We start from the raw sequence: 26,824 nt of genomic DNA, 5'->3' as shown, positions 1-26,824 counted from the left end.
ATTTAAGTAATAATGTTTATAATTTGTACCGCTTTCAGTTTATTAGATATCCTCAAAATTGAGGAGACCATTAAGAATGCATCAATGCAGCAATTTCAGTACGATTATGACAACCCATTTTTTTCATGGCACTTTTTAAATGCGTCCTCACCGTGGTGAAGCTGATATCCAGTAAATTGGCAACATACTTATCACTCAATCCCTTACTCACTAATATGACCACTTCTTGCTCCCGTGGAGTTAAAAAGTATTGGGTCGATAAATCTATCGGCAAAGCTTGAGTCATATAAGGTTCAATTAGATTTAAGATTCTTTTCTCTCGTTCACTAAACATAATCGAGTCTTTGGCGCGCCAAATACGCAAATCGCCAATATCTATCCCATCCCGAACAAAATAGATATTTAAACCATGATACAGACCATAAGGTCGTAAAAATTCATTGTAATAATCCGTTTTCTTTAGTTCTGATATCGAAATGATTTCATTCACGAAAGTTGCTTGTTGCCGTTCCCGCAGCCGAGACGTAATTGGGTCATCGTGCTGCCAAATACGGTCATATTCTAGGATTGCTTTGGGATCTATTTGCCACATAATGCCTTGTTTGGATAGATGCTGTTTTGCATCCCAAATATAAGAAGCAGCAAAATCGGCTCTTAATAGAGTCGCAATATCTACCAACACTGTTTCACGTAAACTCTCCTGTCCTTTTCCTGAACCTAGTTTCCATAATATTTCTGACAAAAGACTAAATTCGGATGGATTTAAGTCGTGTTCTAAAAGCATCGCCTGCTACCTTTCTATCTTCCTGACGCCTGCCCACTCTGGAATCAAGATGAACAGTTATTCCCTTTTGTCTATCTTTTATATGCTACTGAATCGTTATTTGCTACACTTTATTTTTTAGTCGGCTTGCATGAGGCGTTTTGCCATACCAGCGTTTATAAGCATGAATAAAACTGGCAGGTTCAGCATAGCCTAACCATTCAGAAATTTGCTCAATTGAAGTTTGTGTTGAAGACAAATAGGAGTTTGCCATCATTTTTCGGGCTTCCTCCCTGATTTTAATAAATGTGGTTTGTTCTTGAACCAAATAACGACGTAAGGTGCGGGAGTTTAGATATAAACGATCTGCAACCTCTTCCATCGCTGGAATTTTCCCTTTGCTATTCATAAGGATGTGCTGGACTTGATCGGTATATTTTTTTTGAGATTGTCGCTTATCCAGTATTTCTCGGCATTGTTGCTCAGCTGAATGTAGCATCAGTTCATTTGCCATACTCAGCTTTTGATCTATTTTTTCTGCATTTAAGATAATAAAGCTTTTCGATCCACCAAATTCAGGCGCCACCCCAAACAATTCATGATAAGGCTGTTGTTCTCCACAGGACTGAAAGCCAAATACTACTTTTTGGCAGAGATTCTCTGGAATCAAATCATGTTGGACGCTTATCAGTGCAGCAATATCTCGCTCAATAATGAATTGCCGTAATATTTGAGGAATTCCCTCATCTACCTCTATATCAATTCGAATATTATCAGTCTCAGGTAGTTCTGATACCACAAACTGACTAAAGGCAAAAGATAAAGGAAAATAGGCCAAAGCAAAGTTCAAAGCTTCACGAATATTCGCACTACTGATCAAGCCTAAGCCGAGAGAACCAAAGGTGGTAAAGTGATAACGCTGACCAACCTCCAAGCCAAGCGAAGGTCTCTGGCTAAATGTCTGGACTAAATTGCGAATCAGCTGTAATTCCTGTTGCCCAGTTACCAACATATTTGGATCAAGCAACTGTTGCTGCTCCAGTCCTGTTCCCTTGAGGATTTGTGCATGACTCACCCCCAGTTCAGCCGCAAAATCTGCCATGAGACGAACACTATGGATACTACGTTGATATGACCATAAGTAGTTCAAACCTATTTTCTCAATGTCCGCTAATCACAATATTTTGTCCTGATCCATCCTCTAAATCAATGCACGAAACGATTATTCTGCAAGCAATACATGATACTTTTCACTTGAGTCCGTTATGTTTAAACAACAATTATCTTCAAATAAAAATATTCGTATCGCCATTATTGGAACTGGATTTGGTGGATTAGGGCTAGCCATTCAGCTCAAACTTGCTGGATTTGAACAATTTACCTTATTTGAAAAAGCCAATGATGTCGGTGGTGTCTGGCGTGACAATACCTATCCAGGTGCTGCTTGTGATGTTCCTTCTCACCTATATTCATTTTCTTTTGAACAAGATCTTGGCTGGAAAAACCGTTATGGTTCATCGCAGGAAATTCATCAGTACTTAAAACACTGCACCGAGAAACATCAGCTTTATCCGCATATCCAGTTTAATACTGAGATTGCCAGTGCTGATTTTGATGCCACTCAAGGTGTTTGGCAGATTCAGAGTTCAACTGGGAAAAAAATTGAGGCAGAATTTCTGATTGCTGCGGTGGGTCAGCTCAACCGCCCCGCGTACCCGAAAATTAAAGGTTTGGATCGTTTCAAAGGAAAAGCTTTTCATTCAGCACGTTGGGAGCATGACTACGACTTAAATAATAAACGTGTGGCAGTCATTGGGACAGGTGCCAGTGCGATTCAATTTGTCCCAGAGATCGCAAAACAAGTAGCCCATTTAGATATCTATCAACGTTCCGCACCTTATGTCATCCCAAAACCAGACCGTATTTATTCAACATTGGAACGAAAAGCATTTCAAAAACTTCCAATTTTGCAAAGTCTGGATCGTGTATTCCAATATAGTTATAACGAAATTCGCCTTAAGAGCTTTACCGCCACACTGAATGAAATTCCTTTAGCCGAATATATTTTTCAACGGCATATCCGTGAGGAAATCAAAGACCCACTTTTCCGCCATCGTCTGATGCCTGACTACCCGATTGGCTGTAAACGTATTTTGATTTCCAATCATTGGTACCGTAGTCTGGTTCGTGCAAATGTCGATGTCATCAATACCGCGATTCAGGAAGTTACTGAAAATGGTATTGTCGATAAAGATGGCAAACACCGCGAAGTCGATGCCATTATTTATGGAACAGGTTTTGCGGCAACTGAGTTTATGGCACCCATGCAAATTACTGGACTGAATGGCAAAAAATTAAAAGACCAATGGGTCGATGGCGCAGAAGCTTATTTAGGTTTAACCGTAAGCGGCTTCCCTAATTTCTTCATGCTCTATGGCCCCAATACTAATCTTGGGCATAACTCAATTGTGTATATGATTGAAAGTCAGGTGAACTATATTCTGGATGCGCTTCAAACCCATATCCAAAACAATTTATCCTTCACCGATCTGAAAGCCGAAATTCAAGTACAGTTTAATCAAGAAATTCAGGAGCGTATGAAGTCAACCATGTGGTCGCAAGGCTGCACCAGCTGGTACCAAACCGCGACGGGTAAAAATACCAATAATTGGCCAGGTTTTACACTGGAATACCGTCAACGTACTCGTCGTTTTGATCTGGAAAGCTACACTCAGGTACAAAAGTCGGCACAGTCACAAGCTCAGATAGACGATCAAGCCAAAAAAATAGCTGTTTAAATTCCCTCATTAATCCATTCTGCATTTGGATTGTCCTTGAATGAAATAAAGGACAATCCATGAGCCTGCCCCAACTCCGTTTGCATACAATCCTAAAATTTGATAAATCCGCTTGACCTTCCCATAATGTTAAGGTCTATGCTGAAAGCAATCGGATTATCTCTATAGGTATAACTTATGGAAACGCAAACAAAAACATCGTCTAATAATATGAATGTCAGCCTTCAAGTCGAGGGCATGACTTGCGCCAGTTGTGTTGGACGCGTTGAAGCAGCACTCAAAAAAGTTGACGGCGTTCAGTCTGCATCAGTGAATCTAGCCACAGAACGTGCAGATATCACGCTTGCTAAGCCCATAGACCAACAAGTGCTAATTCAAGCCATAGAACAAACAGGCTATGACGTCCCTGCCAGCAAGGTCGAATTGTCGATTGAAGGCATGACCTGCGCTTCATGTGTTAGTCGTGTTGAAAAAGCATTGAATGCGGTTACTGGCGTAAAAACTGCCAACGTCAATTTAGCAACTGAACGTGCCACGGTAACGGGTACGGCTAAGGTCGAAAGCTTAATCGCAGCGATTGATAAAGCAGGTTACGATGCCAAAGAAATTCAGGCATCCATTCCGGATCAAAGTGAACAACTTGAGAAAAAAGATCAAGAAAGAAATGAACTCAAACGTGACCTGATTATTGCAACCATTCTAGCCTTACCTGTGTTTATCTTGGAAATGGGCTCACACTTGATTCCGGGTGTTCATCATCTGATTGAACAAAGCATTGGTATGCAAAATAGTTGGTACCTCCAATTCGTTTTAACCACCCTAGTGTTGATTATCCCGGGTCGTCGTTTTTATCTCAAAGGTCTACCCGCTTTAGTCCGTTTAGCACCCGATATGAACTCTTTGGTTGCAGTCGGTACACTGGCGGCTTATCTATTTTCACTAGTTGCAACCTTTACACCAAAGCTACTGCCTGCCGGCACAGTGAACGTTTATTACGAAGCTGCTGCTGTGATTGTGGCCTTGATTCTACTGGGTCGTTTTCTTGAGGCGAAAGCCAAAGGACGTACCTCTGAAGCCATTCAACGCTTAGTCAGCTTACAGGCAAAAGTTGCCCATGTTTCTCGAGATAATCAGATAATCGATATTCCAATCGAGCAAGTCCTTGCAGACGATTTCGTGATTGTAAAACCAGGTGAAAGAATCCCTGTCGATGGTGAAGTCATTGAAGGACAAAGCTTTGTCGATGAATCGATGATCACAGGTGAACCGATTCCTGTTGAGAAAAACATCGGCAGCCAAGTGGTGGGTGGAACCATTAACCAAAATGGTACTTTAAGTTTTAAAGCCGTCGCTGTTGGTGGTGACACTATGCTGGCGCAGATCATCCGTCTGGTCGAGCAGGCACAAGGCTCTAAAATGCCGATTCAAGCGGTGGTTGATAAAGTGACTCTATGGTTTGTGCCTGCGGTCATGCTTGCCGCTTTGCTCACCTTCCTCGTATGGCTAGTTTTCGGCCCATCACCAGCTTTAACTTTTGCATTGGTCAATGCAGTTGCGGTACTGATTATTGCCTGTCCTTGTGCCATGGGCTTGGCAACCCCAACCTCGATTATGGTTGGTACTGGGCGTGGTGCGGAACTTGGCGTCTTGTTCCGCAAAGGTGAAGCGCTACAACTGTTAAAAGATGCACAAGTAGTTGCCGTTGATAAAACAGGAACATTGACCGAAGGTCATCCCGTACTGACTGATTTTGAGGTGACATCAGCTTTTGAGCGTAATGATGTGCTCAGCCTCGTTGCTGCAGTAGAGTCGCTTTCTGAACATCCAATTGCCAAAGCGATTGTTGATGCTGCAAAAAATCAAGGTCTGACTCTGCCTAAAGTTGATCGATTTGATTCAATCACAGGGATGGGTGTTAATGCCACTGTGAATGAAAGCCAGAACATCTATATCGGTGCAAACCGCTACATGATTCAACTTGGTCTGGATATCACTCTATTTTCCCATACGGCACAGCGTTTAGGGGATGAAGGGAAATCTCCACTTTATGTGGCAATTGATGGTGCTTTGGCAGGGATTATAGCGGTTGCCGATCCTATTAAAGACACCACGCCTGCTGCCATTCAGGCCTTACATCAACTGGGCTTAAAAGTGGCAATGATTACCGGTGACAATGCTCGTACCGCACATGCCATTGCTAAACAACTTGGGATTGATGAAGTGATTGCCGAAGTGCTACCTGAAGGTAAAGTTAATGCCGTGCAGGAACTGAAAGCAAAATATGGCAATATTGCCTTTGTGGGGGATGGAATCAATGATGCACCTGCATTGGCTCAAGCAGATGTTGGCCTTGCAATTGGCACTGGTACAGACGTAGCGATCGAGTCTGCGGATGTCGTATTGATGTCTGGGAACTTGCAAGGTGTGGCCAATGCGATTGCCTTGTCTAAGGCAACCATTGGCAATATTCATCAAAACCTGTTCTGGGCCTTTGCCTATAATACTCTATTGATTCCAGTGGCTGCGGGTGTGTTATACCCTGCTTATGGCATCTTGATGTCACCGATTTTTGCCGCGGGTGCGATGGCACTTTCAAGTGTGTTTGTGCTGGGTAATGCGCTACGTTTACGTCGTTTCCAACCACCATCTGTGCATAAAGGCTAATGGAGAACCTTATGAATATTGGTAAAGTTTCTCAAGCTTCAGGTGTAACCACCAAAATGATTCGTTATTACGAGCAAATTGGTTTGATTCCTGCGGCAGGACGCAGCAATGCAGGCTATCGTTCTTATTCAGACAATGACGTGGAACGTTTGAAATTTATCAAACGCAGTCGTGAACTGGGTTTCTCAGTCACGGAAATCACCGATTTACTGGATTTATGGAATAATCGCAATCGGCACTCTGCCGATGTAAAACAATTGGCTCAGGCACATATCCATAAATTGGAAGAGCGTATCCAAGACCTACAGCAAATGGCACAAACCTTACAGAACTTGGTTGATTGCTGTGCGGGTGATAATCGTCCCGACTGTCCGATTCTGGAAGGATTAAAAGAACCCAGTCATGAAATGAAGGACATCCATCATCATAATGATCTGCTCTCACTGTCCCCACTCACTGGGCGCAAGTAGAACAGTATAAAAGGTGATCTTATGATTGCCTTTTATTTTTTAGAAGATTTTATCTCACAAAAAAAGCGGCTGTTTTAGCCGCTTTTGATTTACCCACAGAATTAACGTGGTGGAAAACCTGCTTCTGATAAAGCCTCGACCACTTGTTGTTGTGATGCAGTAGTTTCAACTTTAACACTGCGGTTAGGTGGATCAGTAATCACTTTTGCATTGGCATCTACGGCTTGAATCGCACGGGTTACGCCACGTGCACAACCACCACAGGTCATATTTTCGACATGAAATTCCATCGTAAAACTCCATTCAGTTATTTAAGAAGATAAACACACTATAAAGGTTGCCATAATGGTAAGGTCAAGCCTTTTACACATTAAAATAAACAATATTTCATCTAATCATTCCTTCTTTTCGGAAACATAATTGATCGTATATTTGGGGATTTCTATTTCCAAAGACTGATCCTGAATGTTCACCTGACAAGACAGTCGAGACTCTGGACTTAACCCCCAAGCACGATCAAGCAAGTCTGCTTCAACATCATCCATTTCCTGCAAACTTTCAAAGCCTTTTCGAATAATGACATGACAGGTGGTACAGGCTCCTGAAAGATCACATGCATGTTCAATTTCAATGCCATGATCGAGTAAAGTTCGACACAGGTTTGCACCCGTTTTAATGTCTAGAATAATGCCTTCTGGACAGACTTTTTCATGTGGAAGCACGGTTATCTTCGGCATAATCGCTACCTTTCTATCTAATTACGAAAAGCTGTAATCCATAAAAGGCTGTTTTGATTCAGCCTTTTATGGATGAAACTATCAAATCAAGAATAAGATCGAAGGCTTTATAATAGATGCCGTTGTAACCAAGCATTGATCACTTTAATTTCAATATCTTGAGCTAAAATAATATTTTTTGCCAACATCCGAACTTCTGAATCATAACAATATTTCAAGGCAACCTTGGCCATATCTATGACCACTTGATGATGTGGAATCATTCCACGCATAAAGTCGATGTCCGCATTACCTGTGTAATTGATTTGCATATCAACATGCATACGGTTGGTTAGTTCCATATAAGCACGTGTAGAGAGACTATAAATATCACTTGCATCATTTGGGTTAGGCATTATTGCCGATTGTTGTTCACTCATTATTGTTTCCTTTCTATTCAGCAGCATCACATTCATTTCAGATGTGATTGACATGCTATATTGATGAAAATAAAGGAAGTGACACCATCAATAGATGAGGGTTTCTATCTCATGTGGCACAGTTACCTTTATGAAAGACACTGTAGTCCTTCCAATAATTGCAAGGTCAAGCAATCAATTTATTAAAATTTTGAGTGACCCAAAAAACAAAATTTTATAGGTTCTAAATAAAAAAAGTGCATGATCAACATGCACTTTTTAAAACAATATTTATTGAGTTTTAGCCATTTAAGCCAACTGCCTTAGCACGTGCTTTATGCAATTTCTTATAGCTGTCAATTAAACGTAAATGACGATCAAGCCCTTCCAGTTTCATACTGGTTGGTGTAAGACCATAGAAACGGACCGTACCTTCAACAGAACCAACCACAGCATCCATACGCTCATTGCCAAACATACGGCGGAAATTGGTTTCGTAGTCGTCAAGCTCCATTTCATCATCGAGTAAGACTTCCAACACCACATTCATGCATTGATAGAACAAACCACGTTCTACCGTGTTGGTATTGTATTGCAAGAAAGTCTCAACCAACTCTTTCGCTTCTTCAAACTGCTCTAAAGCAAGATAGATCAACAGCTTGAGTTCAAGCAGGGTTAATTGTCCCCATACCGTATTGTCATCGAATTCAATCCCGATCAAGGTGGTGATTTCGGTGTAATCATCCAGTTCGCATTCTTCTAAACGCTCAACCAAAGCTTCCAGTTGCGCGTTATCTAAACGATGTAGATTAAGGATATCTTCACGGAATAAAATCGCTCTGTTGGTATTGTCCCAAATCAGGTCTTCAACAAGATAAATTTCAGAATAATCAGGCACCAAGATACGGCATGCGGTTGCACCTAAGTGCTCATATACCGCCATGTAGACTTCTTTGCCCATTTCTTCAAGGATGCCAAACAATTCTTCTGCTTCTTCAGCATTGGAGTTTTCACCTTCATTGGTGAAATCCCATTCCACAAAATCATAATCCGATTTGGCACTAAAGAAACGCCAAGAGACCAAACCACTTGAGTCGATGAAATGTTCAACGAAGTTGTTTGGTTCTGTCACTGCATTGCTCTGGAAGGTCGGTTGTAGTAAATCGTTTAAACCTTCAAAACTACGGCCTTGCAACAATTCAGTCAAACTACGCTCTAATGCCACTTCAAAGCTTGGATGTGCACCAAAGGATGCAAATACACCTCCTGTACGTGGATTCATTAAAGTCACACACATCACCGGGAATTGACCACCTAACGATGCATCTTTGACGAGAACTGGGAAGCCTTGCTCTTCCAAGCCTTGGATCCCTGCCACAATACTTGGATATTTCGCCAGTACTTCTTGCGGTACGTCTGGCAATGCAATTTCACCTTCCAGAATTTCACGTTTAACCGCACGTTCAAAAATTTCAGATAAGCATTGAACCTGAGCTTCTGCCAAGGTATTGCCCGCACTCATACCATTACTGAGATATAAGTTCTCAATTAGATTCGATGGGAAATAGACAATTTCATCATCAGATTGGCGTACAAATGGCAATGAACAAATACCACGTGCTGTATTCCCTGAGTTGGTATCATATAAATGTGTACCGAGTAACTCATCATCTGGGTTATAGATTTCGAGACAATATTCATCCAAAATTTCTTTTGGTAATTCGCCATTTGGACCCGGTTTAAACCACTTCTCATCTGGATAATGCACAAATTCTGCATTGGCAATGTCCTCACCCCAGAATTGGTCGTTATAGAAGAAGTTACAGTTCAAACGCTCAATAAACTCACCTAAAGCCGATGCCAAAGCACTTTCTTTGGTTGAGCCTTTACCATTGGTAAAGCACATTGGTGATTGTGCATCTCGGATATGCAAGGACCAGACATTTGGTACGATATTGCGCCAAGATGCGATTTCAATCTTCATGCCTAGACCTGCCAAAATCCCTGACATATTGGCAATAGTCTCTTCTAATGGCAGGTCTTTACCCGCAATATAGGTGCTGCTTTCAGAGGCAAGGCTTGGCATCAATAAGGCTTGTGCATCTGCATCAATGCTTTCAACCTCTTCAATGATAAATTCTGGTCCGGTTTGAATCACTTTCTTAACCGTACAGCGATCGATTGAACGCAAGATACCTTGACGGTCTTTTTCAGAAATATCAGCTGGTAATTCAACCTGAATTTTAAAAATTTGTTTATAACGATTTTCAGGATCAACAATATTGTTCTGCGATAAACGAATGTTGTCCGTTGGAATATCACGCGCAGCACAATACACTTTGACAAAGTAAGCTGCACATAACGCAGATGAAGCAAGGAAATAATCAAATGGACCTGGCGCAGAACCATCGCCTTTATAACGAATCGGCTGATCGGCGATTACCGTAAAGTCATCAAACTTCGCTTCTTGGCGAAGATTGTCGAGATAATTAACCTTGATTTCCATGCGAGCACCTAAATATTCTTATGTTTTGCAAGTACATAAGATTGAAAATATTAATCTATAAGCCGAATCGTGGATCACAAATGGACTTAAAAAACTGTGGCTAAGGTCGTCTTATGACTCTATCTAAACACTGACCTTAGTATTGATGGGCGCTATTATAGAAGTATTTTGTGTAATTGATAACTTTTGTCTGTTTTTCTAGCCTTTTTATGAACAATTAAGCAGGTTTTTCCATATTGACCCAAACTTAAAGCTGCATGGCAATCTCAACAAAGGCTTTTGCAATCGGTGTCATCTGTTGCTTGTTTTTGACCGCGAGTCCTATTGAACGTTTGGTATTGGGAGATAATGGCCGTTTTACCACATTGGGATATAGCTGAAGAATATTTTTGTCTAGGGCTAAATCCGCCACGATCGAAACCCCAGCACCGTGATTGACCATATTTAAAATCGACAGGATTTGCGACAAGTTATACTTAATCTGAGGCGTGAGTTGCGCAGCCTTAAAAAGTTCCATGACATGGTTTTGACTGCCCGCACTGGTCAGGATAAAAGGATGATCAATCAGCTCTTGCAATTGCACTGCTGGCTTTTGTGCAATCTCTAAATCCTTAGGCAATAAAGCAACAAAGATATCCTCCAACAAAGCAAAGTTATCAAAGTGGGTTTCAGGCAACACCACAAACCCAAGATCAACTTTGCGTTCATCTATCCACTGCAAGACTTCTTTATCCGTACCTTCCATCATCAACACCTCAACATCAGGATATTGCTGTGCAAACTGTTTTAAAATCAATGGAATCAGCACATTGGAAGACGATGCACCAAAAGACCCAATCCTTAACGTTCCCGCTTTTAGACCTTTTAGGTCCATTACTTCTTGATGAATAATGTTAGAAACATTCAAGATTTCATTTACATAAGGCAGTAAGCGTTGCCCTGCAGCAGTCAGTTCTACTTCATTGTTATTTCGATAAAACAGTTGGGTTTCCCACTTCTTTTCCAACGCTTTAAGTGCATGCGAAATTGCTGACTGTGAAATATTCAGTAGTTGTGCAGTATGCGTAAAATTCTTTAGTTCCGCGAGTTTTGAAAATATTTCGAGTTGGGTCAGCGTCATCATGATGCATTCATGAGTAAAAGCTCATTTTACTATAAAAATAAATTAGTTTTAGGATTTGATTTAATTCTATATTGATTAAGACTTTCATGCGTCATTTAGCCATTTCTCTTTCGAGCTCCACTGTTTATTTTAAGCTGATCTGTGTTGCCATGATGTGGGGTGGTACCTTCATCGCAGGACGTATTGTTGCTGCGGAACTCTCTCCAAACTTATCTGCATTATTACGCTTTGGCTTTGCAGCAATCTTACTGGTCTTGATCTTGTTGAAAAGCAGAGGAGGTTTTCCAAATCTTTCTGTACAACAACATGTCTATGCCATCTTGATGGGATTGACGGGTGTGCTTGCTTATAATTTATTTTTCTTTGCTGCTCTATCCAGAATTGAAGCAGGCAGAACTGCACTGTTTGTGAGCTTATCCCCTATTATGACCATCTTGGCGATGCGGATATTCTTTCAGGAAAGGCTGGGTCGAATCAATTATTTAGGTGTCTGTCTCGCTTTAATCGGCACATTGATCGTGGTAAGCAAAGGCGAATTTTTTGCTGCATTCACTCAATCTTTTGGCACAGGTGAAATGATGATGTGTGGCGCGGTCTTCAGTTGGGTCATTTACACAATCTGCTTTAAGCAGACCCGTGCACCCGCTTTAACCATGACCACGTATTCGGTGCTTTGGGGAACATTATTTCTATTCATCAGTCTTATGCCTGAATTTATGCAGTTTTCTCTGCCTCATATTTCTCTTCGTAGCGGGTTATCAATTGTATTTCTAGGTGCCTTTGGTACTGTACTGACTTTTGTCTGGTATGCTCAGGCGATTCACAGCATTGGTGCATCTCGAACCATCGTATTTAATAATTTAGTGCCTGTATTTGCAGTCTTACTGGCATTTCTTATTCTGAATGAACCCATCACCGGGTCAATGCTGGTGGGTGGCAGCCTAAGCTTTATTGGAGTTATTTTAACCAATAAACAGGGAAAATAGAGCTATAAAAACAGCAATAAAAAACTTAGCTAAAAAGCTAAGTTTTTTATTGCAAGATGAATATTTTTTGTGCAATACTTAGCTTTATGGCTAAGTATGATTCTAAACTCGATTTGTTATTCAGTGCTCTCAGTGATCCAACGCGCAGAGATATCTTAACGCGACTGTCTTTTGGGACGGCATCGATTACTGAACTGGCTGAACAACATGACATGGCCCTGCCATCTTTTCTAAAACATTTAAATAAATTAGAAGAAGCAGGACTTATTCATTCAGAAAAAAATGGACGAATCAGAACTTGTGCTCTGACACCCGATGCATTCACCCCCATGCAAAATTGGTTAAGTGAGCAACGGGCGATCTGGGAACAACGACTTAATCAATTTGATCGTTATGCACTCGAATTAAAAAGGAAAAGAGAAAATGAAGCTGGATCCAAAAACTGATTTAAAACTAGAAAGAGTGATTGATGTGCCGCGTGAACTGGTTTGGGAATGCTGGACCACCCCCGAACATATTCAACACTTTTTTATTCCTCGCCCTCACTCAATTAAAGCCTGTGAAATTGATTTAAGAGTGGGTGGAAAATTCAACACTATCTTTGATGTGGATGGCAATGAAATCAAGAATGAAGGTGTTTATCTAGAAGTAATTGATGGCAAAAAACTGGTCTTTACTGATACGTATACTGAGGACTGGAAACCTGCTGAGAATCCATTTATGACTGCGATTCTGTTGCTAGAAGATGCAGACAATGGCGCAACCCAATATACCGCAATTGCTAGACACCGTACTGCTGAAACTCGCCAACAACACGAAGATATGGGCTTCTTTGAAGGTTGGGGAACGGTGATTGATCAACTGGTTGAATATGCTAAAGGACTAAAAGCCTAATCTATTTACATATAAAAAAACGCCTCAAAGCCCAATCATTTACGCGCTTTGAGGAGTTTTTTTATTGCTCCAATCAAATTCGCCCAACTTCTAAATACGGGATCAAGTTCTTATCAAAGTTTGGACGTGGATCACCCAGAAAACTAATAAAGCCATGCATGCCTGTTAATCGTTCGCCTTTATAAAACTGATTCAGCTGAAAACGTGGATCTTGATGCGATAAGGTAAAACTAACGATTCCTACACCTCGTTGCTTAGAGAGTTTCTGCGCATCTTCAAGCATTAAATGATGCAGTGCTAACTGCTGCGGATGGCACAATAAGCTGTGTAACACATGATATTTTAAGGAATCACCGAGTTTAGGTAATGGCATAGCTTTAGTGACTTTGGTCAGTAAATTATAGATCGGACGCAGTACGCCAATGGCTGAACTGTAATGCAAGATTTTGGTTTGCTTAAGACTGTGTTGATCCCATAATCCAAACATCCCAACGAGTTTCCCATCTTGAAAATAAAGCTGAAAGTCTGAAAGCTTCAAGCCGGTAAAATAGTGATGCCCTGCGTGTAATTCTTCGAAATTATAAGCGGGGATAAAATTATAATGCTGCGACATTTCACCAATAAACCGGTTCATTGCCGCAATATGTTCAGGACGCGCCACACAAGATTTAATCTCGCTGACCTCTGTTTCAGTCTTGGTTTTACGATCTATAAAGGTTTTAATTTTTCTTTTGGCTCCAAGATGAGTCAAGGTTAAAGTCTCAATCAATCCTTCATCATAATAATCAGGGATTCCTGTTTTTCCAGTTTGTATTGCTGCTCGTGCCGCATAATTATCATTAAAAATAATCATCTGGCTAAAATCAGGTTGGTGCATGGTTTGTTTTACATGTACACCCAAAGCCTTGACCAATGATTTACCACGATAGTTTGGATCAACACGCAAATCACTGGCATAGCGCACATTTTGTACCGCTTTATCGACATAGCATGGACGATGACCATTGCTATAACAGGCAACATTTTTCTGACTTTCAGTATCTTCAATCACCACATGCAGCTTATGTCGATACAGAATATCTGAAGCCTTAAAATAACTTGGTTCACGCTGGAAACTGATCTGCACCCCTTTGGTGGTCATCGGCACCGCAATCAGTTGACGTAAAGCTTGATCATCAGCCAAGGTTGCTTCACGGGTAATCAACGGATTATTTTGAGTATTTGGTGGATTTGTTTTCATTAATTATTCACCTGTTCAGTATTTTGTGTAGACACCAAATCATTGAGGTGTCCCATTTGGTCTAAGAGCTGATAAACAAAAACAATTTCATCCTGCTCGTTGACCGTTTTCTGAGTTTGAACATCCAATAACTTTTGTTCAGTATTCAATAAATCAAAAGTGGTTTTGGTCCCCAGCTCAAACTCTTTACGGGTATAAACAAAAGCAATTGAAGCAGCATCAATGGCATTTTGCAGTGCATCTTTGTTCTGACGGATTGTCTGTAATTGTGCATAGGTGGTACGTGCACGTTGATTCAAATCCAGTTCAAGGCTACGAATCTTTTGATTAGCCAAATCAACATCCGCTTGTGCTTTACGAATATTGGCGCGATTCAAACCATCGTCATAGAGTGGCACATTAAGTTGCACTCCGACCATGTAGTTATTACTTTCTGAACCAATATAACTGGCCTCATGCTGTGCGCCAGCACGACTGGTAAGCATAACCGTCGGCCACAGCTCTCGTTTGGTTAAAGCATATTGCTTTTCAGAAGCCTGTTTCTCATATTTGGCCCGTAGTAAGGCAGGATGATTCTTGGTTTTAGCCAAGATCTCATCCAGATTATTGGAAACCTCTGGTAGACGCTTAACCGCGGTTAAATTATCCGCGTTCAGACCTGTAATTTGATAAAATTGAGCTTCACTCACCGTGAGATTGGATTGGGCCTGCGTAATATCGGCTTGTCCCTGAGCGACTTGAGCCAGCACTTGTGCCAAGTCTGCACGGGTAATCATCCCCACATCAAAACGTCGTTGTGACTCATACAACGAACGTTGTAAATTCGACATGGTTTTCTTTCTCAGTTCTAAAATCGCTTTCTTTTTCAATACATCGGTATAGACCATGACTGTATTCAAAATCGTTTCAGAACGTTGATCTGATAGACCTTGAGAATGTGCAGAAAGTTGATTTTTAGCAACATCAATACCCAAGCGATGTCGCCCTGATGTGTAGATAGGGTAATCCATTTGTAATTGCAAACTACGACCTTTTCGATTTCCTTCAGTTGGAAACATGACATTGGTCGGGGTCTCGACTCTTTCATAATCGAGTTGCCCAACCAAGTTCACTTTGAGGCCATCACGTTGTTTTGCCTGTTCCAGCATTGCCGTCGATTGATTGACACTTAAACGACTCACCTCCAATTGGCTTTCATGCCTTAAACTGGCGGACAAAGCTTCGTCTAAAGTCATGGCATCCACCATACTGGATGCCAACAACAATCCCATACAGAACGCGTATTGGGAAGACTTAAAGAATCGATGGTTAAATTTCGTCATCCCTTTCTTCATAGTTGTTCCAAACTATTCAAGGTAACTTTCTTAAGTGGTTCAGGCTTAATATTGCCCTCGATGATGCCATCAAACATGACCAGCTTTTTGTAGGCGTTCCAACCATTGTTGGCTTGACGAATCTGAGGCTGATCTAACTGACCGAGATTACGAGCTAACTCATAATGAAAGTTTTGACGTAGTATATTGTCGATGTATTTATCATCAATACTATGGTGAATCTCGCCCTCAAAAAGAACGCAGTAAAATGGTTTGACCTGTTGTTCTGTATCAATCGCTAACAATGAAATAGCCTTCGACTCTGTTTCATTCAGTTGTGAAAGCAATTGCTGTGCTGTTTCGGGTGCAAGCTTCTCTCCCACTAAATCCACACCAAAACGGCGGCCTTGAAACTCAAAACAAGGTATTTGTTCGATAAAACTGGTCACAAGCAAGCAATCATCTAAGCAGTAACGTAATAAACCATTCCCCGAAGTGATAATTGGACTGACCACATCTCCGACCTTAAGCTCCCAAGATGGAATGATTTGTCCCGTTTTTTCGCCTTCTAAATATTCAAATTCATAGAAATGACTTTGATAAGCCAGTGGATAATGATCGTTATATGGAATGGTGACTACACCTTCGGTGGCCCATAAGCCTTTACCTTCAAATTGTACAGATGGAAGGCGTTGCTTTAGTTTTTCCGCCCAAGCTTTAGATCCTGCGGTATCCCAACTCGACACTAAACTCAATATTGGCCATAACCTTTTAAAATCAATGTGTTCACCATTTGAACTGTCCATCAGACACTTTGCACTTTCTGGACTCAATGGCGCTTTGACTTCTTTTAATGAAGCTTGGCGCGCTCCCCATCGACCTGTTTCTAAAACTTCAATCACTTCTTGCTGCATAGACTCTAAACGATCTAAAAGTTGCAAAGCAAAGGTCGGACTCCATACTGAAATCATGGCCAGATTGCGGTTAGCGACCAGATAGCAAATGGTGGCAAATAAAGCATCATCGGCATTGGCAGCAAAGGCAACATTACTGGGAACAGCTTGAGTAAATTTAGATAAAATACGCTTACCAATGCCCAGTAATGCACTGTCGTCATTGAGATTTTTATCTTTAAGTATCTCACGTTGGCTTTCTGGCAACCATGAAACTGACCAATAATGAGTACCTGAACGAAGTTGGGGACATTTACGATAGAGGCTCGCCATCCATGGCGCAATCGCGTGATCTAGTTCATCTAAAAACAGTTTGGTATAAGGAATAAATTTGATTTGTTCACTCGAACCACTGGTAGGCTGAAAACGTACCAGCTTACTGCTTGAGAGTTGTAATTCTTGGTCTCGATAACGCTGAATATTCTCACGCCATGCACTATAACGCGAAGCAGGAAAAGCCTGTACAAATTGCGCATAATCTTTGACATTGTGCTTTTTAGCAAAATGCGAGCTTTGCAAAATTGAGTTTAAAATTTGCCGTTGTGTCAGCTCTAAGCTGTTCGCATGCTTTTTAAAATCTCGATCAGAAATATCACACCATTGTTTTAGAATCAGGTGTGAACCTGAGGTCAACCATTCGGAATACTTCATTGTAAGACTCCTTGACGATTTGCAGGTGTCTTTAACAATGCTTCGCATCGACCTTTACTGGCAGGTTTGGTCATCAATTTAACTGGAAAACGTGCAATATCTTTCCAGCCTAAACGACCAATACACGGTAGCTCTGTACCTACCGTCCATGTTGGATTCATCTGTTCAAAGAAATGGATATTTGGATTCTTTGCTCTCATTTCTTCGGTAATTGGGGCGACTTCACCTTTTAACGGTTGATAATCATTTCCAAAGTTTAATAAGCCTGCTTCTTTATCATAGTACTCACCAAAGAAATTCTCGCAATAATGTTCAACCACTGTCGACAAATGCTGATTTTCATCTTTGATATTTGGATAGTACACATAATAGTTGTTCGCGAGCAGTAAATAGGTTTTATAACCTTTTGAAATCAGTAACCAATACAGCTCATTAAACGGATATTTCACCCGTAACTTAATCATCAGCTTAAGCATAGTACTTTGCAGTGTACGTGTGCCCCAATACGCTCTTAAAATTACCGTATCGCCACTAAATAACACCGTATAGTCTTTACCATTTAAATAAAAATGCTGAACCACCACTGTAGAGAACCCAACAATTTCTTCCGTTTCTGAGTTGAAAATTAAGATCGCACCACTTTTCTTTTTAAAATCATCTACAAAGATGGAAAATTTGGTGTTCTCATAATACTGCTCATAAATGGAGTACATCACTTTTAAGCGGTCAATATCGATTTGTTCCTTCTCGACATATTGGCCATAGGTAGATTCTTTGTTATTGAATCTTGAGATCAGTTTATATGTTGTATTAATCATCAGCTTGTACCTCTAAATTTGGATATGCAAATTCCCCTATCTCATAAAGAAATATAAAAATGCGTATCACTGTTCTTTTTATGACGGGGTATGTTGTTATAGATGCCCCGATTATTTTTTCGTTATATGAAAACCCTCTAGCATTAAATCTCTATATGTCCATTTTCTTCCCCCTATCCATAAAGATGGTTAAGAAAGCCGCCACAAACATAATGATGGCCAACATACGCAATAAATCATTAAAACTTGATGTAAGTGCTTGGTAGTGAATATCGCGATAAATCACACTCAGGGCGATTTGCTGCGCATTGGCACCGACTTCTTGGTACTGTGCGGTCAGTTGGTCTAACCTTTCAATAAAGATCCAATTCTGCGGTGTCATATATTGATTAATTTGGGTGACATGTAATGCCGTTAGCCAATCTAGTGAGGAATTGATCAGCGCCAATCCCACAGCACCACCAATGTTGCGCATCAGGTTATAAATACCACTAGCATCAGCAACTTTAGTCAGTGGTAAGGTGCTCATCGCTAAATGCGAGACCACGATCAAACAAATCATCAGGCCAATGCCACGATAGATTTGCGGCCAGAACATAAAGTCATAATCGCTGTGAATACTGAGATGTGAATTGAGCCAAACACCAAAACCCGCCAAGACCATACCAACAAACACGGTTTTTCGGGTATCAAAATTCGGAATAAGCCAAGCAAGAAATGGCGCAAAACAGAACATGACAATGCCTGTCACCATCATGATATGACCGATTTGACTACTGTTCATTTCTCGGACTTGCCCAAGAAAGACTGGAATCATGTAGCCCAAGCCATACAGGGCCATACCAATCACAAAAGTAATCATGCAACTTAGAGCGAAGTTTTTATTTTTAAATACGCTGAGATCTAATAGCGGTTTAGGCTGAGTAAAACTGCGTGAGAAGAAAATCATTCCACCAATCAGGCAGATGATGAATGCAACACGCACACCAGTATCGGCTAACCAGTCATGACGTGCCCCTTCATCCAAGAAATACTCCAAACCACCCAAGAACATCGCCATACCAATCAAGCTGAACCAGTCCATGGTTTTGATGAGTGAGTAATTGGCGCGGTCTATATTGGGGCCAGAGTAAATAATCGTCGCAATCAAAATACCTGGGATTATGTTGATCAGGAACATCCAGTGCCATGAAAAATTGTTGGTCAACCATCCGCCAATGGTTGGGCCAATGGCAGGACCTAAGGTACTGATCATGCCGAACATCACCAAGGGCAAAGCACGTTTTGCTTCAGGAAACAGCAGATATAACGCTGTCATTGAGGTTGGAATCATACCTCCACCCATAAAGCCTTGAAACGCGCGAAATACCAACAGACTTTCCAAGTTCCAAGCCAAAGCACACAGTAAAGAACTGATCGTGAATCCAATGGCACAAATGGTATAATAGATACGTGTCGAAAGTACCCGAGATACAATACTCGACATTGGAATTGCAATAATTTCAGCAATTAAGTAAACCGTTTGAACCCATGTCACCTCATAACGGCTGGCACTCATGCCTGCTTGTACTTCGTTCAAAGAACTCGCAACAATCTGAATATCCAGAATCGCCATGAAGTTACCAAAGATCATGGCAGCAAAAATCAGCCATGCTGTTTTTGGCGCAAACTTCCACTCGTGCTCAATTGCTTTATTCATTTTCTTATACCTAAAACTTTCTGATTAAGTTCTTAGATCAACAGTCGCACTGACTGACATTCCAGGTTTTATAAGATCAATGTGTGGACTCGAATCAATTGCAATCCGTACAGGAATACGCTGTACTACTTTGTTAAAATTCCCCGTCGCATTGTCTGGTGGCATCAGTGAAAAAGTTGCACCTGATGCGGGAGAAAAGCTTTCAATTTTTCCTGTATAGGTCAGGCTTGGATAAGCATCAATTTTTAATTTAACTTCCTGCCCAATATGCATTTTTTCAATTTGGGTTTCTTTGAAGTTTGCTTGTACATACAAACTTTTCTCAGGAATAATCGCCATCAATCGTGTTTGCGGTGAAACGCGCGAACCTTTTTGGATTGCAAGACTGCCGACTTTGCCTGTTACAGGGCTGACCACTTTCGAAGATGAAAGATCGATTTGATAAAGATCTAAAGTGGCATTGGCATTTTGGATATCAGCCAATAACTGCGCACGACTGGCTTGTAAGCTACCCAACTGAGCTTCAGCAGCATTCACCGTTGCCTGTGCTTTAGAAACCTGTGCTTGTGCAGTTAAGTACTGAGATTGGATACCTTCAAAATTCTGTCGGGTAATTACCCCATCTTTGAGCAAATCCTGATAACGGATGAAATCTTTTTTCAAGCGAGATAAATCCGCTTGCGCTGCAACAACCCCACTATTGGCTTCACTAATCGATGATTTTGCGGATTTTTCATTTTGTTGCTGTACTGCAAGTGCAGCTTGTTTGAGCGTCACCAAAGACTTTGCTTGATCATAACGCGCTTGATAATCACGGTGATCTAAAATTGCTAAAGCTTCCCCCTTTTTCACAAACTGATTGTCGTTAATAATCAGCTCGACAACTTCTCCTGATATTTTTGGCATCACCCAAGTGACATCAGCTTGCACATAGGCATTATCAGTAGATTGGTAGAATCGATAGACCAAAAAATAATATGCAATACCTAAGATCAGAAATAAGATGAGCACACTAAAAACAGCCCAAGTTATTTTTTTTCGACTTTGGAAATTAGTATCAGTTTCGAGCTGAGCTACGTTATCCATATTTATTCCGCTATTTGTAATAATACAGTTTTTATTTTGAGCCACACTAAAATGGTCATCTTTTCACATAACTATTCACTTATTTTTATATAAATAAATAGTTACAATGTAATAATCGGCGCAAATTATCTTTCTTAAAGTAACAAAGAGTCATTGACCTTTTTTACATCTGATTTTTATTTTTCTGCCAATTGGTCGCATATTATAAAGTTATTGTTTAAGAATCATGAAAGTTTGAAGAAAACCTAAATGATTCGCATTTTCATATGTGAGGATGCAGTATACACCATTGTTAATTATATAAATATTATTTTCATAAATTTAAATTTTGTTTTTACTATTTAGTCAAATAAACTTTGCAGTTTGGTTAATTTACACACAACAATTAGCCAAGTAACAAAACTAATAAAGAGTTATAAAATGTAAAAATGCAGAAACTTGATTTTTCTCTTATTAATTTTTCTAAACTCCAATTAAATAAAATGTGATAAATCGCACACTTTGAAATAAAAATGAATAATTTTTTTTAGCTAAAGAAATCATTAGAATTAATAATCTAAATATGTTAATTGATTAGCTAGACAGTAAAAATCTTAAATTTTATGTTAAAACTGTTATTTAGATATGTTTTAAGGTTAAAAATGATATCAACTTAGATGCTGCTAAGTTGTGATTTGATCGGACAAAATCCTATAAAAATGATTGGGAAATAATATTGAATTGATCTAAAAAGGAATAACGAACTATGGATTCTGGACTAATTACACTTTTTTTACCCATCGCTTTGGCAATTGTAATGGCGGGCTTGGGTTTAGAACTCACCCTTAAAGACTTTGCACGGGTGAGTAAGCACCCTAAAGCGGTTTTAATTGCTCTGTTTTGTCAGCTGATTTTATTGGTTGGTATTGCATTCTTGATTTGTAAGATACTGGCTTTACCTCCATTACTTGCCGTAGGTTTAATGCTACTTGCAGCATCTCCTGGCGGCTCTACAGCAAATCTCTTTAGCTATTTATACAAAGGCGATATCGCACTGAATATTAGCTTAACTGCAATCAATGCCATTATTGCAGCCATTTTCTTACCTTTTATTGTGAATTTCTCGATTCTACATTTTATGAATGAAGGTCAGCAGCTTGGATTGCAATTTTCTAAAGTACTTCAAGTATTTGCAATCATTCTCGTGCCTGTAGCTATTGGGATGCTGCTCCGTCATTATGCCCCTCACACAGCTGAAAAACTGAATCGTCCTGTTCGCATCTTTGCAGTGGTTTTTCTTGTCATTATCATCCTTGGCGCAATTATAAAAGAGCGAAGTAATCTCATTGAATATATTGGTCAAATTGGACTAGCCACAGCACTATTCTGTGCAATTAGTCTATGTATTGGTTATTTTGTACCTCGACTATTTGGTATCAGCTCTTATCAAGCGAGAGCCTGTGCTTTTGAAATCGGCATTCATAACAGTACACTGGCAATGACCATTGCATTGACCATCATGGCCAGTACCACTATTGCAATGCCTGCTGCAGTCTATTCAATCTTTATGTATATCTTCGCAACCATTTTTGGCATTTTGATTACTCGATTTGGACCACAAGAAACAGCCAAGATTTAAAGCCTTTTACATTTGTGATCAAAACAGCCTTAGCATAGTTCTCAATATGCTAAGGCTTTTATTTTGTTCGTGAATTAGGCAGTTTCTAACACCTTTTTTAGTTCTTTCGCAGACCAAGCTTTAGATATATTTTCTGCCTGCTTAACCAGTTGGATTAACTTACTATTGATGGGTGCCTGTAAGTTGAGCTGTGTGGCTAAGTTAACAATTTCACCATTAATCCAGTCAATTTCAGTGGCTCGACCCGCTGCAAGATCATCAGCCATTGAAGATCGAGCCAGTGGATCAATCGCCAACATTTTCTTGCTGAGTAGATTAAAAATAAAATTTGGAAGACTTAATACTTTAGGCAGAACCTGAGCAGGCACCGCAGTAAGTTGTGCAGGCTTAATTTTAGCAAGTTTTAGAAGTTCTAAGGCTTCAGACTGAGCCATTGCCAAACATTGACGATAGGCTCGAATAGAAAGTTGTTGCTTGAGTGGAAGCTGAGATAAAGCATTGACTGAATTATTCAGATTTAGCAGTAACTTTGCCCATTGAATCGCTTGCATATCCTCTTCAAGTTTAAGCTCAAGATGGGCCGCATTAAATGCGGTCACAAGTTCGACTAAGGCTTCATGTTTTTTCACATACAAAGCCCCTTCCGTACCTTGATGAAAAACGCCATTCCCTAAAGCAGCTACATTAAAAGGAACCATACCTTCAAGAATTGTATGTTCAGATAAAACCTGCTTTAGAATTCCGACATTAGTTAAGCCGTTCTGAAAACTGATGATGATGGTTTTTTTCTTCAGAATATCTTTTAATTCATGAGCGACTTGCTCTGTCGCTGCTGATTTCACACAGACAAAAATGATATCAGCCTGAGCAGCAAGGTTTGGATCTGTACCAAGTTGTAGCTTACTTGCTGGAACACTATTTTTTTCACCGAGATAGTCCGAAACAGTCAGCCCATATTGCTCAAGTTGTTGCTGTATTTTAGGCCGAACAATGAAATCGACATCATACCCAGCGACTGCTAATCGCCCACCTAGATGGCATCCAATACTGCCTGCGCCATAAATACATATTTTCATTCATCATCCCAGACTAGTTGTTTTACATCTCAGCATTACTTTAATCAGAATCTTAATCCTGAGTTGTCAAATAGCTGACAATTGATCAGTACAATTTATTTAATTATTTCTAGTGACTGAATCTTAATGTTTTCTGGCACGAACCCGATTCCATTCTTCGAGTACATAACCCATTCCATAAATATTATGAATAAGCTTGGGTAAAAAGTTACGATCAATTTTATTTCTTAAACGACTAATTGCCACTTCCACTGCTTTTGTATCACGATCATAGCTCATATCACAGATCTGAGACGCAATGAGGGCTCTAGGCAAAATTTCCCCACGTCTACTCATGAATAGCTCCATCAATGCGTATTCTTGGGCCGTGAGATTAATCCGTTGCCCTGCACGGCTGACACAACGTTTCCATAAATCCAATTCAAGATCTGCAACACTGATCTTGCTACTTTCACTACTTCGTGGCTCTCTGGCCAATAAGCTTCTAATCCGTGCGAGTAATTCTGCAAAAGTAAAAGAAAGACCAAATCCTTTAATACGCTCTCCAATTTGATCACGGGCAATCAAAAATAAAATCGGCATTTTTCTGCCATTTCTTCCAACATCATTCAGTATATTCCAGTCATTTAAACCAGAAAACATCACATCCAATACCACCAAATCATATTCGCCCAAGATGAGTGTCAGGTGTTTTGCAGTAATTTCATCTGTCACCCAATCAATCATATAACCCGCTTCTGATAACGTTTGCTTAAGATAACTCCCTGTTTTCTGATCATCTTCGACTAGTAATATCTTCATCTTAAACCTGCTAAAGCTATGCTTAAGATGATAATAGCGTCCTAAAACCTGAAATAGTTTCAAATGACATAAATGTAATTTAGCTGTCAGTTAAATGTTACTTTGTAGAAGATTGAGCATGGAAAATACGGTGAAAACTGGACAGCAAGATAAACAAATTTTAATCATGCTCATCAGAATCTTTTATATAAAAAAGCCCAACAATTGAGTTAGGCTTTTTACTTTTTCAGCAACTATTTAATTGAATTCTGGATCTGCCAATAAGGTTGTCGCAGCAAGTTTCCCAAGATTATTAGATGCAAGTGGACTATCACCTGTTAATAATTTTCGATCTTGATGTACTTGTCCTGTAATTCCCTTGTTCAAGATTTTGACGCCCAGCTTCTCAAGATTTTCACCAACCAACCATGGCAATTGACCCGGCATGTAACCAATCTCAATATTCGGACCTTTATCCAAAGCATCTGGGAACACACAAATCTGATAATCTTTAAAAATATAATCTTGTGGATTTTCATCAACAGCCGCAGCGAGTAAAGATGCAGGACCATGACACAGCGTAATCACATATTTATCATTTTCAACAGCCCACTTTAGCAGAGCTTTTACTTCTGCACTTTCTGGAATTTTAGCCAGTACACCATGCCCACCTGGAATAAAGATACCTGCATAAGGTGAATCTGGACTTAGGGCTTGTTCCAAAATATCTGCCAACTTCAGTGGTGCTTTGAGTTGCTTTTCATATTTTTTATAAGTATCTAAGACCACTTGTTCTTCATTCGGCATCGCCCACATTTCCAACTTAACTGGATTGCCCGAAAGTGTTGCCACATCAAAGGCAAAACCTGCATTATCCAAGTGGAACATTGGCAATAACATTTCTACTGGGTGATTTCCTGTAGAAAAGAATTTTTCGTTTTGCATCAAGATATAACGTTCATCTGTTGCAATCATTAAAATCCGTTTGTCGCCTTGATATGGGTTTGGATAAGTCGTGCCATCGTAATCTGTTTTTGCCGAGGTGTATTGGCTGAGCGAATATGGCGATGGGAAAAAAGCATTGTCTTCTGCATGGTCTGGACTTGGGTTGCGATCATCAGGATTTGTTGTCATTTTTGAGATTCCTCATCAGGTCGTTATGTTTATATACATACTGCTTGAGTGACCTGTCCCACTCAAGTTTTGAGTATGAACAGGCATGGATTGAACACAATTAGGCAAATTCAGATTTAATTTCGAGTACCACTTTGCCTGTATGTTGACTGCTTTCCAGACATTGATGTGCCTGAGCCACTTCATCAAATGCAAAAGTTTTGTAGATCATTGGCTTGCATTGATCTGCTTCAATCAAGGGCCAAACAAACTGCTCAAGCTCTTGGGCAATTTTAGCTTTTTCAGCATTGGTTCTTGCACGCATGGTTGAGCCAGTCACTACAGCACGTTTTAACATCAACTCCTGTATATCAAAGCCATCGACTTTTCGACCACCCATAAAGCCAATAATCACCAATCGCCCATCACGCTTTAATAATCTCAGATTTTGATTGAAGTAGGCTGCACCAATGATATCCAAGATCACATCTACACCTTGGCCATCGGTTTGAGCCAAAACCTCTTTTTCAAAATCCTGTGTTTTGTAATTGATCACCTGTGACACAGAGGATAATTTTTCAACTTTGTCATCACTTCCAACCGTGGAGAAGTTTTTGATGCCCATTGCATGGCATAAGCTGATTGCTGTGGAACCAATACCACTGGCCCCACCATGAATCAACACAGTTTCATTCTTATTTAACTGTCCTATCTGAAACAAATTCGCCCAAACAGTAAAATAGGTTTCAGGAATAGCCGCAGCTTCGACAAAGCTCAAGTTCTTTGGAATTTTTAAAGTTTGATTGGCTGGAACTGCACAATATTCTGCGTATCCACCACCATTGGTCAGTGCACAGACTTTATCACCGACTTTAAATTTGCTGACCTGAGCACCCACTTGTACGACTACGCCCGATACCTCAAGTCCAGGAACCAATGTGACCCCTTTGGGCATTGGATATAGTCCTTGGCGTTGTAAAATGTCAGGTCTGTTGATCCCTGTTGCATAGACTTCAATGAGTACTTCGTCTTCTTTTATCTCTGGTCGAGGCCCTTGAGCCACTCGTAAAACTTCGGGACCGCCAGCTTGTGTAATTTCGATATATTTCATTTGTTCTACGCTATTTTGATTCATCTG

The 26,824-nt window shown here is 40.2% G+C and carries 24 protein-coding genes; 7 read left to right on the top strand and 17 right to left on the bottom strand.

What is annotated here, in order from left to right; all coding sequences use genetic code 11:
* Window positions 1-70 precede the first annotated feature (70 nt).
* Together GBI66_RS12425 and GBI66_RS12420 are read right to left on the bottom strand one after the other, a co-directional pair.
* On the bottom strand, window positions 71-784 hold the full coding sequence (locus GBI66_RS12425; RefSeq protein WP_151716315.1) for a response regulator transcription factor: 714 nt from the start codon (window positions 782-784) through the stop codon (window positions 71-73).
* Window positions 785-887: 103 nt separating this feature from the next.
* Window positions 888-1,913 carry an AraC family transcriptional regulator gene (locus tag GBI66_RS12420; protein WP_151716314.1) on the bottom strand — a complete coding sequence of 342 codons (1,026 nt, stop codon included), beginning with the start codon at window positions 1,911-1,913 and terminating at the stop codon, window positions 888-890.
* A gap of 115 nt (window positions 1,914-2,028) precedes the next feature.
* Here GBI66_RS12420 and GBI66_RS12415 point away from each other — a divergent pair, with 115 nt between their 5' ends.
* The 3 genes from GBI66_RS12415 to cueR all read left to right on the top strand — a co-directional run bounded on the left by GBI66_RS12415 (window position 2,029) and on the right by cueR (window position 6,695).
* A complete protein-coding gene (locus tag GBI66_RS12415; RefSeq protein ID WP_151716313.1) occupies window positions 2,029-3,561 on the top strand; it encodes an NAD(P)/FAD-dependent oxidoreductase in 1,533 nt (510 codons plus the stop codon).
* Window positions 3,562-3,738: 177 nt separating this feature from the next.
* Window positions 3,739-6,225 (top strand): heavy metal translocating P-type ATPase, encoded by a 2,487-nt coding sequence (locus GBI66_RS12410; protein WP_151716312.1) that lies wholly within the window; start codon window positions 3,739-3,741, stop codon window positions 6,223-6,225.
* Between the two features lie 11 nt (window positions 6,226-6,236).
* Window positions 6,237-6,695 (top strand): Cu(I)-responsive transcriptional regulator, encoded by a 459-nt coding sequence (cueR, locus tag GBI66_RS12405; protein WP_151716311.1) that lies wholly within the window; start codon window positions 6,237-6,239, stop codon window positions 6,693-6,695.
* Window positions 6,696-6,796: 101 nt separating this feature from the next.
* Here cueR and GBI66_RS12400 read toward each other — a convergent pair whose 3' ends face one another.
* From GBI66_RS12400 to GBI66_RS12380, 5 genes are all read right to left on the bottom strand, one after another.
* Window positions 6,797-6,985, bottom strand: a complete 189-nt coding sequence (locus tag GBI66_RS12400; RefSeq protein ID WP_004653564.1) for a heavy-metal-associated domain-containing protein — start codon at window positions 6,983-6,985, stop codon at window positions 6,797-6,799.
* Between the two features lie 105 nt (window positions 6,986-7,090).
* Window positions 7,091-7,432: an ISC system 2Fe-2S type ferredoxin gene (fdx, locus tag GBI66_RS12395; RefSeq protein WP_151716310.1), complete on the bottom strand. Its 342-nt coding sequence runs from the start codon at window positions 7,430-7,432 to the stop codon at window positions 7,091-7,093.
* 107 nt (window positions 7,433-7,539) lie between these two features.
* Window positions 7,540-7,851 (bottom strand): DUF305 domain-containing protein, encoded by a 312-nt coding sequence (locus GBI66_RS12390; RefSeq protein WP_151716309.1) that lies wholly within the window; start codon window positions 7,849-7,851, stop codon window positions 7,540-7,542.
* A 280-nt stretch (window positions 7,852-8,131) separates the two neighbouring features.
* Window positions 8,132-10,336: an OsmC domain/YcaO domain-containing protein gene (locus tag GBI66_RS12385; protein WP_151716308.1), complete on the bottom strand. Its 2,205-nt coding sequence runs from the start codon at window positions 10,334-10,336 to the stop codon at window positions 8,132-8,134.
* A 247-nt stretch (window positions 10,337-10,583) separates the two neighbouring features.
* The gene (locus GBI66_RS12380) at window positions 10,584-11,456 is read right to left on the bottom strand and encodes a LysR family transcriptional regulator (RefSeq protein ID WP_151716399.1); all 873 of its coding nucleotides are present in this window, start codon (window positions 11,454-11,456) and stop codon (window positions 10,584-10,586) included.
* Window positions 11,457-11,545: 89 nt separating this feature from the next.
* Here GBI66_RS12380 and GBI66_RS12375 point away from each other — a divergent pair, with 89 nt between their 5' ends.
* The 3 genes from GBI66_RS12375 (at window position 11,546) to GBI66_RS12365 (ending at window position 13,339) form a co-directional block, all read left to right on the top strand.
* Entirely contained in the window at window positions 11,546-12,445 is a 900-nt protein-coding gene (locus tag GBI66_RS12375) for a DMT family transporter (protein ID WP_151716307.1), read from the top strand.
* A gap of 86 nt (window positions 12,446-12,531) precedes the next feature.
* Complete coding sequence (locus GBI66_RS12370) at window positions 12,532-12,891, top strand: metalloregulator ArsR/SmtB family transcription factor (RefSeq protein WP_151716306.1); 360 nt, start codon at window positions 12,532-12,534, stop codon at window positions 12,889-12,891.
* Complete coding sequence (locus GBI66_RS12365; protein ID WP_151716305.1) at window positions 12,869-13,339, top strand: SRPBCC family protein; 471 nt, start codon at window positions 12,869-12,871, stop codon at window positions 13,337-13,339. Before GBI66_RS12370 ends, GBI66_RS12365 begins: the two co-directional genes overlap by 23 nt.
* A gap of 73 nt (window positions 13,340-13,412) precedes the next feature.
* On the opposite strand, the gene GBI66_RS12360 is transcribed toward GBI66_RS12365, so the two are convergent.
* From GBI66_RS12360 to GBI66_RS12335, 6 genes are all read right to left on the bottom strand, one after another.
* Window positions 13,413-14,579 (bottom strand): hypothetical protein, encoded by a 1,167-nt coding sequence (locus tag GBI66_RS12360; RefSeq protein ID WP_151716304.1) that lies wholly within the window; start codon window positions 14,577-14,579, stop codon window positions 13,413-13,415.
* The gene (locus GBI66_RS12355) at window positions 14,579-15,913 is read right to left on the bottom strand and encodes a TolC family protein (protein ID WP_151716303.1); all 1,335 of its coding nucleotides are present in this window, start codon (window positions 15,911-15,913) and stop codon (window positions 14,579-14,581) included. The genes GBI66_RS12360 and GBI66_RS12355 overlap by 1 nt, the downstream gene beginning before the upstream one ends.
* On the bottom strand, window positions 15,910-17,496 hold the full coding sequence (locus GBI66_RS12350; RefSeq protein ID WP_151716302.1) for a GH3 auxin-responsive promoter family protein: 1,587 nt from the start codon (window positions 17,494-17,496) through the stop codon (window positions 15,910-15,912). The genes GBI66_RS12355 and GBI66_RS12350 overlap by 4 nt, the downstream gene beginning before the upstream one ends.
* Window positions 17,493-18,314, bottom strand: a complete 822-nt coding sequence (locus GBI66_RS12345; protein WP_151716301.1) for a hypothetical protein — start codon at window positions 18,312-18,314, stop codon at window positions 17,493-17,495. Before GBI66_RS12345 ends, GBI66_RS12350 begins: the two co-directional genes overlap by 4 nt.
* Before the next feature lie 151 nt (window positions 18,315-18,465).
* The gene (locus GBI66_RS12340) at window positions 18,466-20,013 is read right to left on the bottom strand and encodes a DHA2 family efflux MFS transporter permease subunit (protein WP_151716300.1); all 1,548 of its coding nucleotides are present in this window, start codon (window positions 20,011-20,013) and stop codon (window positions 18,466-18,468) included.
* A gap of 24 nt (window positions 20,014-20,037) precedes the next feature.
* Window positions 20,038-21,099, bottom strand: a complete 1,062-nt coding sequence (locus GBI66_RS12335; protein ID WP_151716299.1) for an HlyD family secretion protein — start codon at window positions 21,097-21,099, stop codon at window positions 20,038-20,040.
* Window positions 21,100-21,844: 745 nt separating this feature from the next.
* Between GBI66_RS12335 and GBI66_RS12330 the strand changes: the two genes are divergently transcribed.
* On the top strand, window positions 21,845-22,717 hold the full coding sequence (locus GBI66_RS12330) for a bile acid:sodium symporter family protein (protein ID WP_151716298.1): 873 nt from the start codon (window positions 21,845-21,847) through the stop codon (window positions 22,715-22,717).
* 74 nt (window positions 22,718-22,791) lie between these two features.
* Here GBI66_RS12330 and GBI66_RS12325 read toward each other — a convergent pair whose 3' ends face one another.
* The 4 genes from GBI66_RS12325 to GBI66_RS12310 all read right to left on the bottom strand — a co-directional run bounded on the left by GBI66_RS12325 (window position 22,792) and on the right by GBI66_RS12310 (window position 26,821).
* Complete coding sequence (locus tag GBI66_RS12325) at window positions 22,792-23,793, bottom strand: 2-dehydropantoate 2-reductase (protein ID WP_151716297.1); 1,002 nt, start codon at window positions 23,791-23,793, stop codon at window positions 22,792-22,794.
* A gap of 123 nt (window positions 23,794-23,916) precedes the next feature.
* Window positions 23,917-24,594 (bottom strand): winged helix-turn-helix domain-containing protein, encoded by a 678-nt coding sequence (locus GBI66_RS12320; RefSeq protein WP_151716296.1) that lies wholly within the window; start codon window positions 24,592-24,594, stop codon window positions 23,917-23,919.
* A gap of 237 nt (window positions 24,595-24,831) precedes the next feature.
* Window positions 24,832-25,707 carry a glyoxalase III HchA gene (gene hchA / locus GBI66_RS12315; protein ID WP_151716295.1) on the bottom strand — a complete coding sequence of 292 codons (876 nt, stop codon included), beginning with the start codon at window positions 25,705-25,707 and terminating at the stop codon, window positions 24,832-24,834.
* A 100-nt stretch (window positions 25,708-25,807) separates the two neighbouring features.
* Window positions 25,808-26,821: an NAD(P)H-quinone oxidoreductase gene (locus GBI66_RS12310; RefSeq protein WP_151716294.1), complete on the bottom strand. Its 1,014-nt coding sequence runs from the start codon at window positions 26,819-26,821 to the stop codon at window positions 25,808-25,810.
* Window positions 26,822-26,824 lie beyond the last annotated feature (3 nt).

This window comes from Acinetobacter sp. TUM15071 (assembly GCF_008980925.1).
In the GTDB taxonomy this organism is placed as follows: Bacteria; Pseudomonadota; Gammaproteobacteria; order Pseudomonadales; family Moraxellaceae; genus Acinetobacter; species Acinetobacter dispersus.
This window is presented reverse-complemented; position numbering and strand designations above follow the sequence as displayed.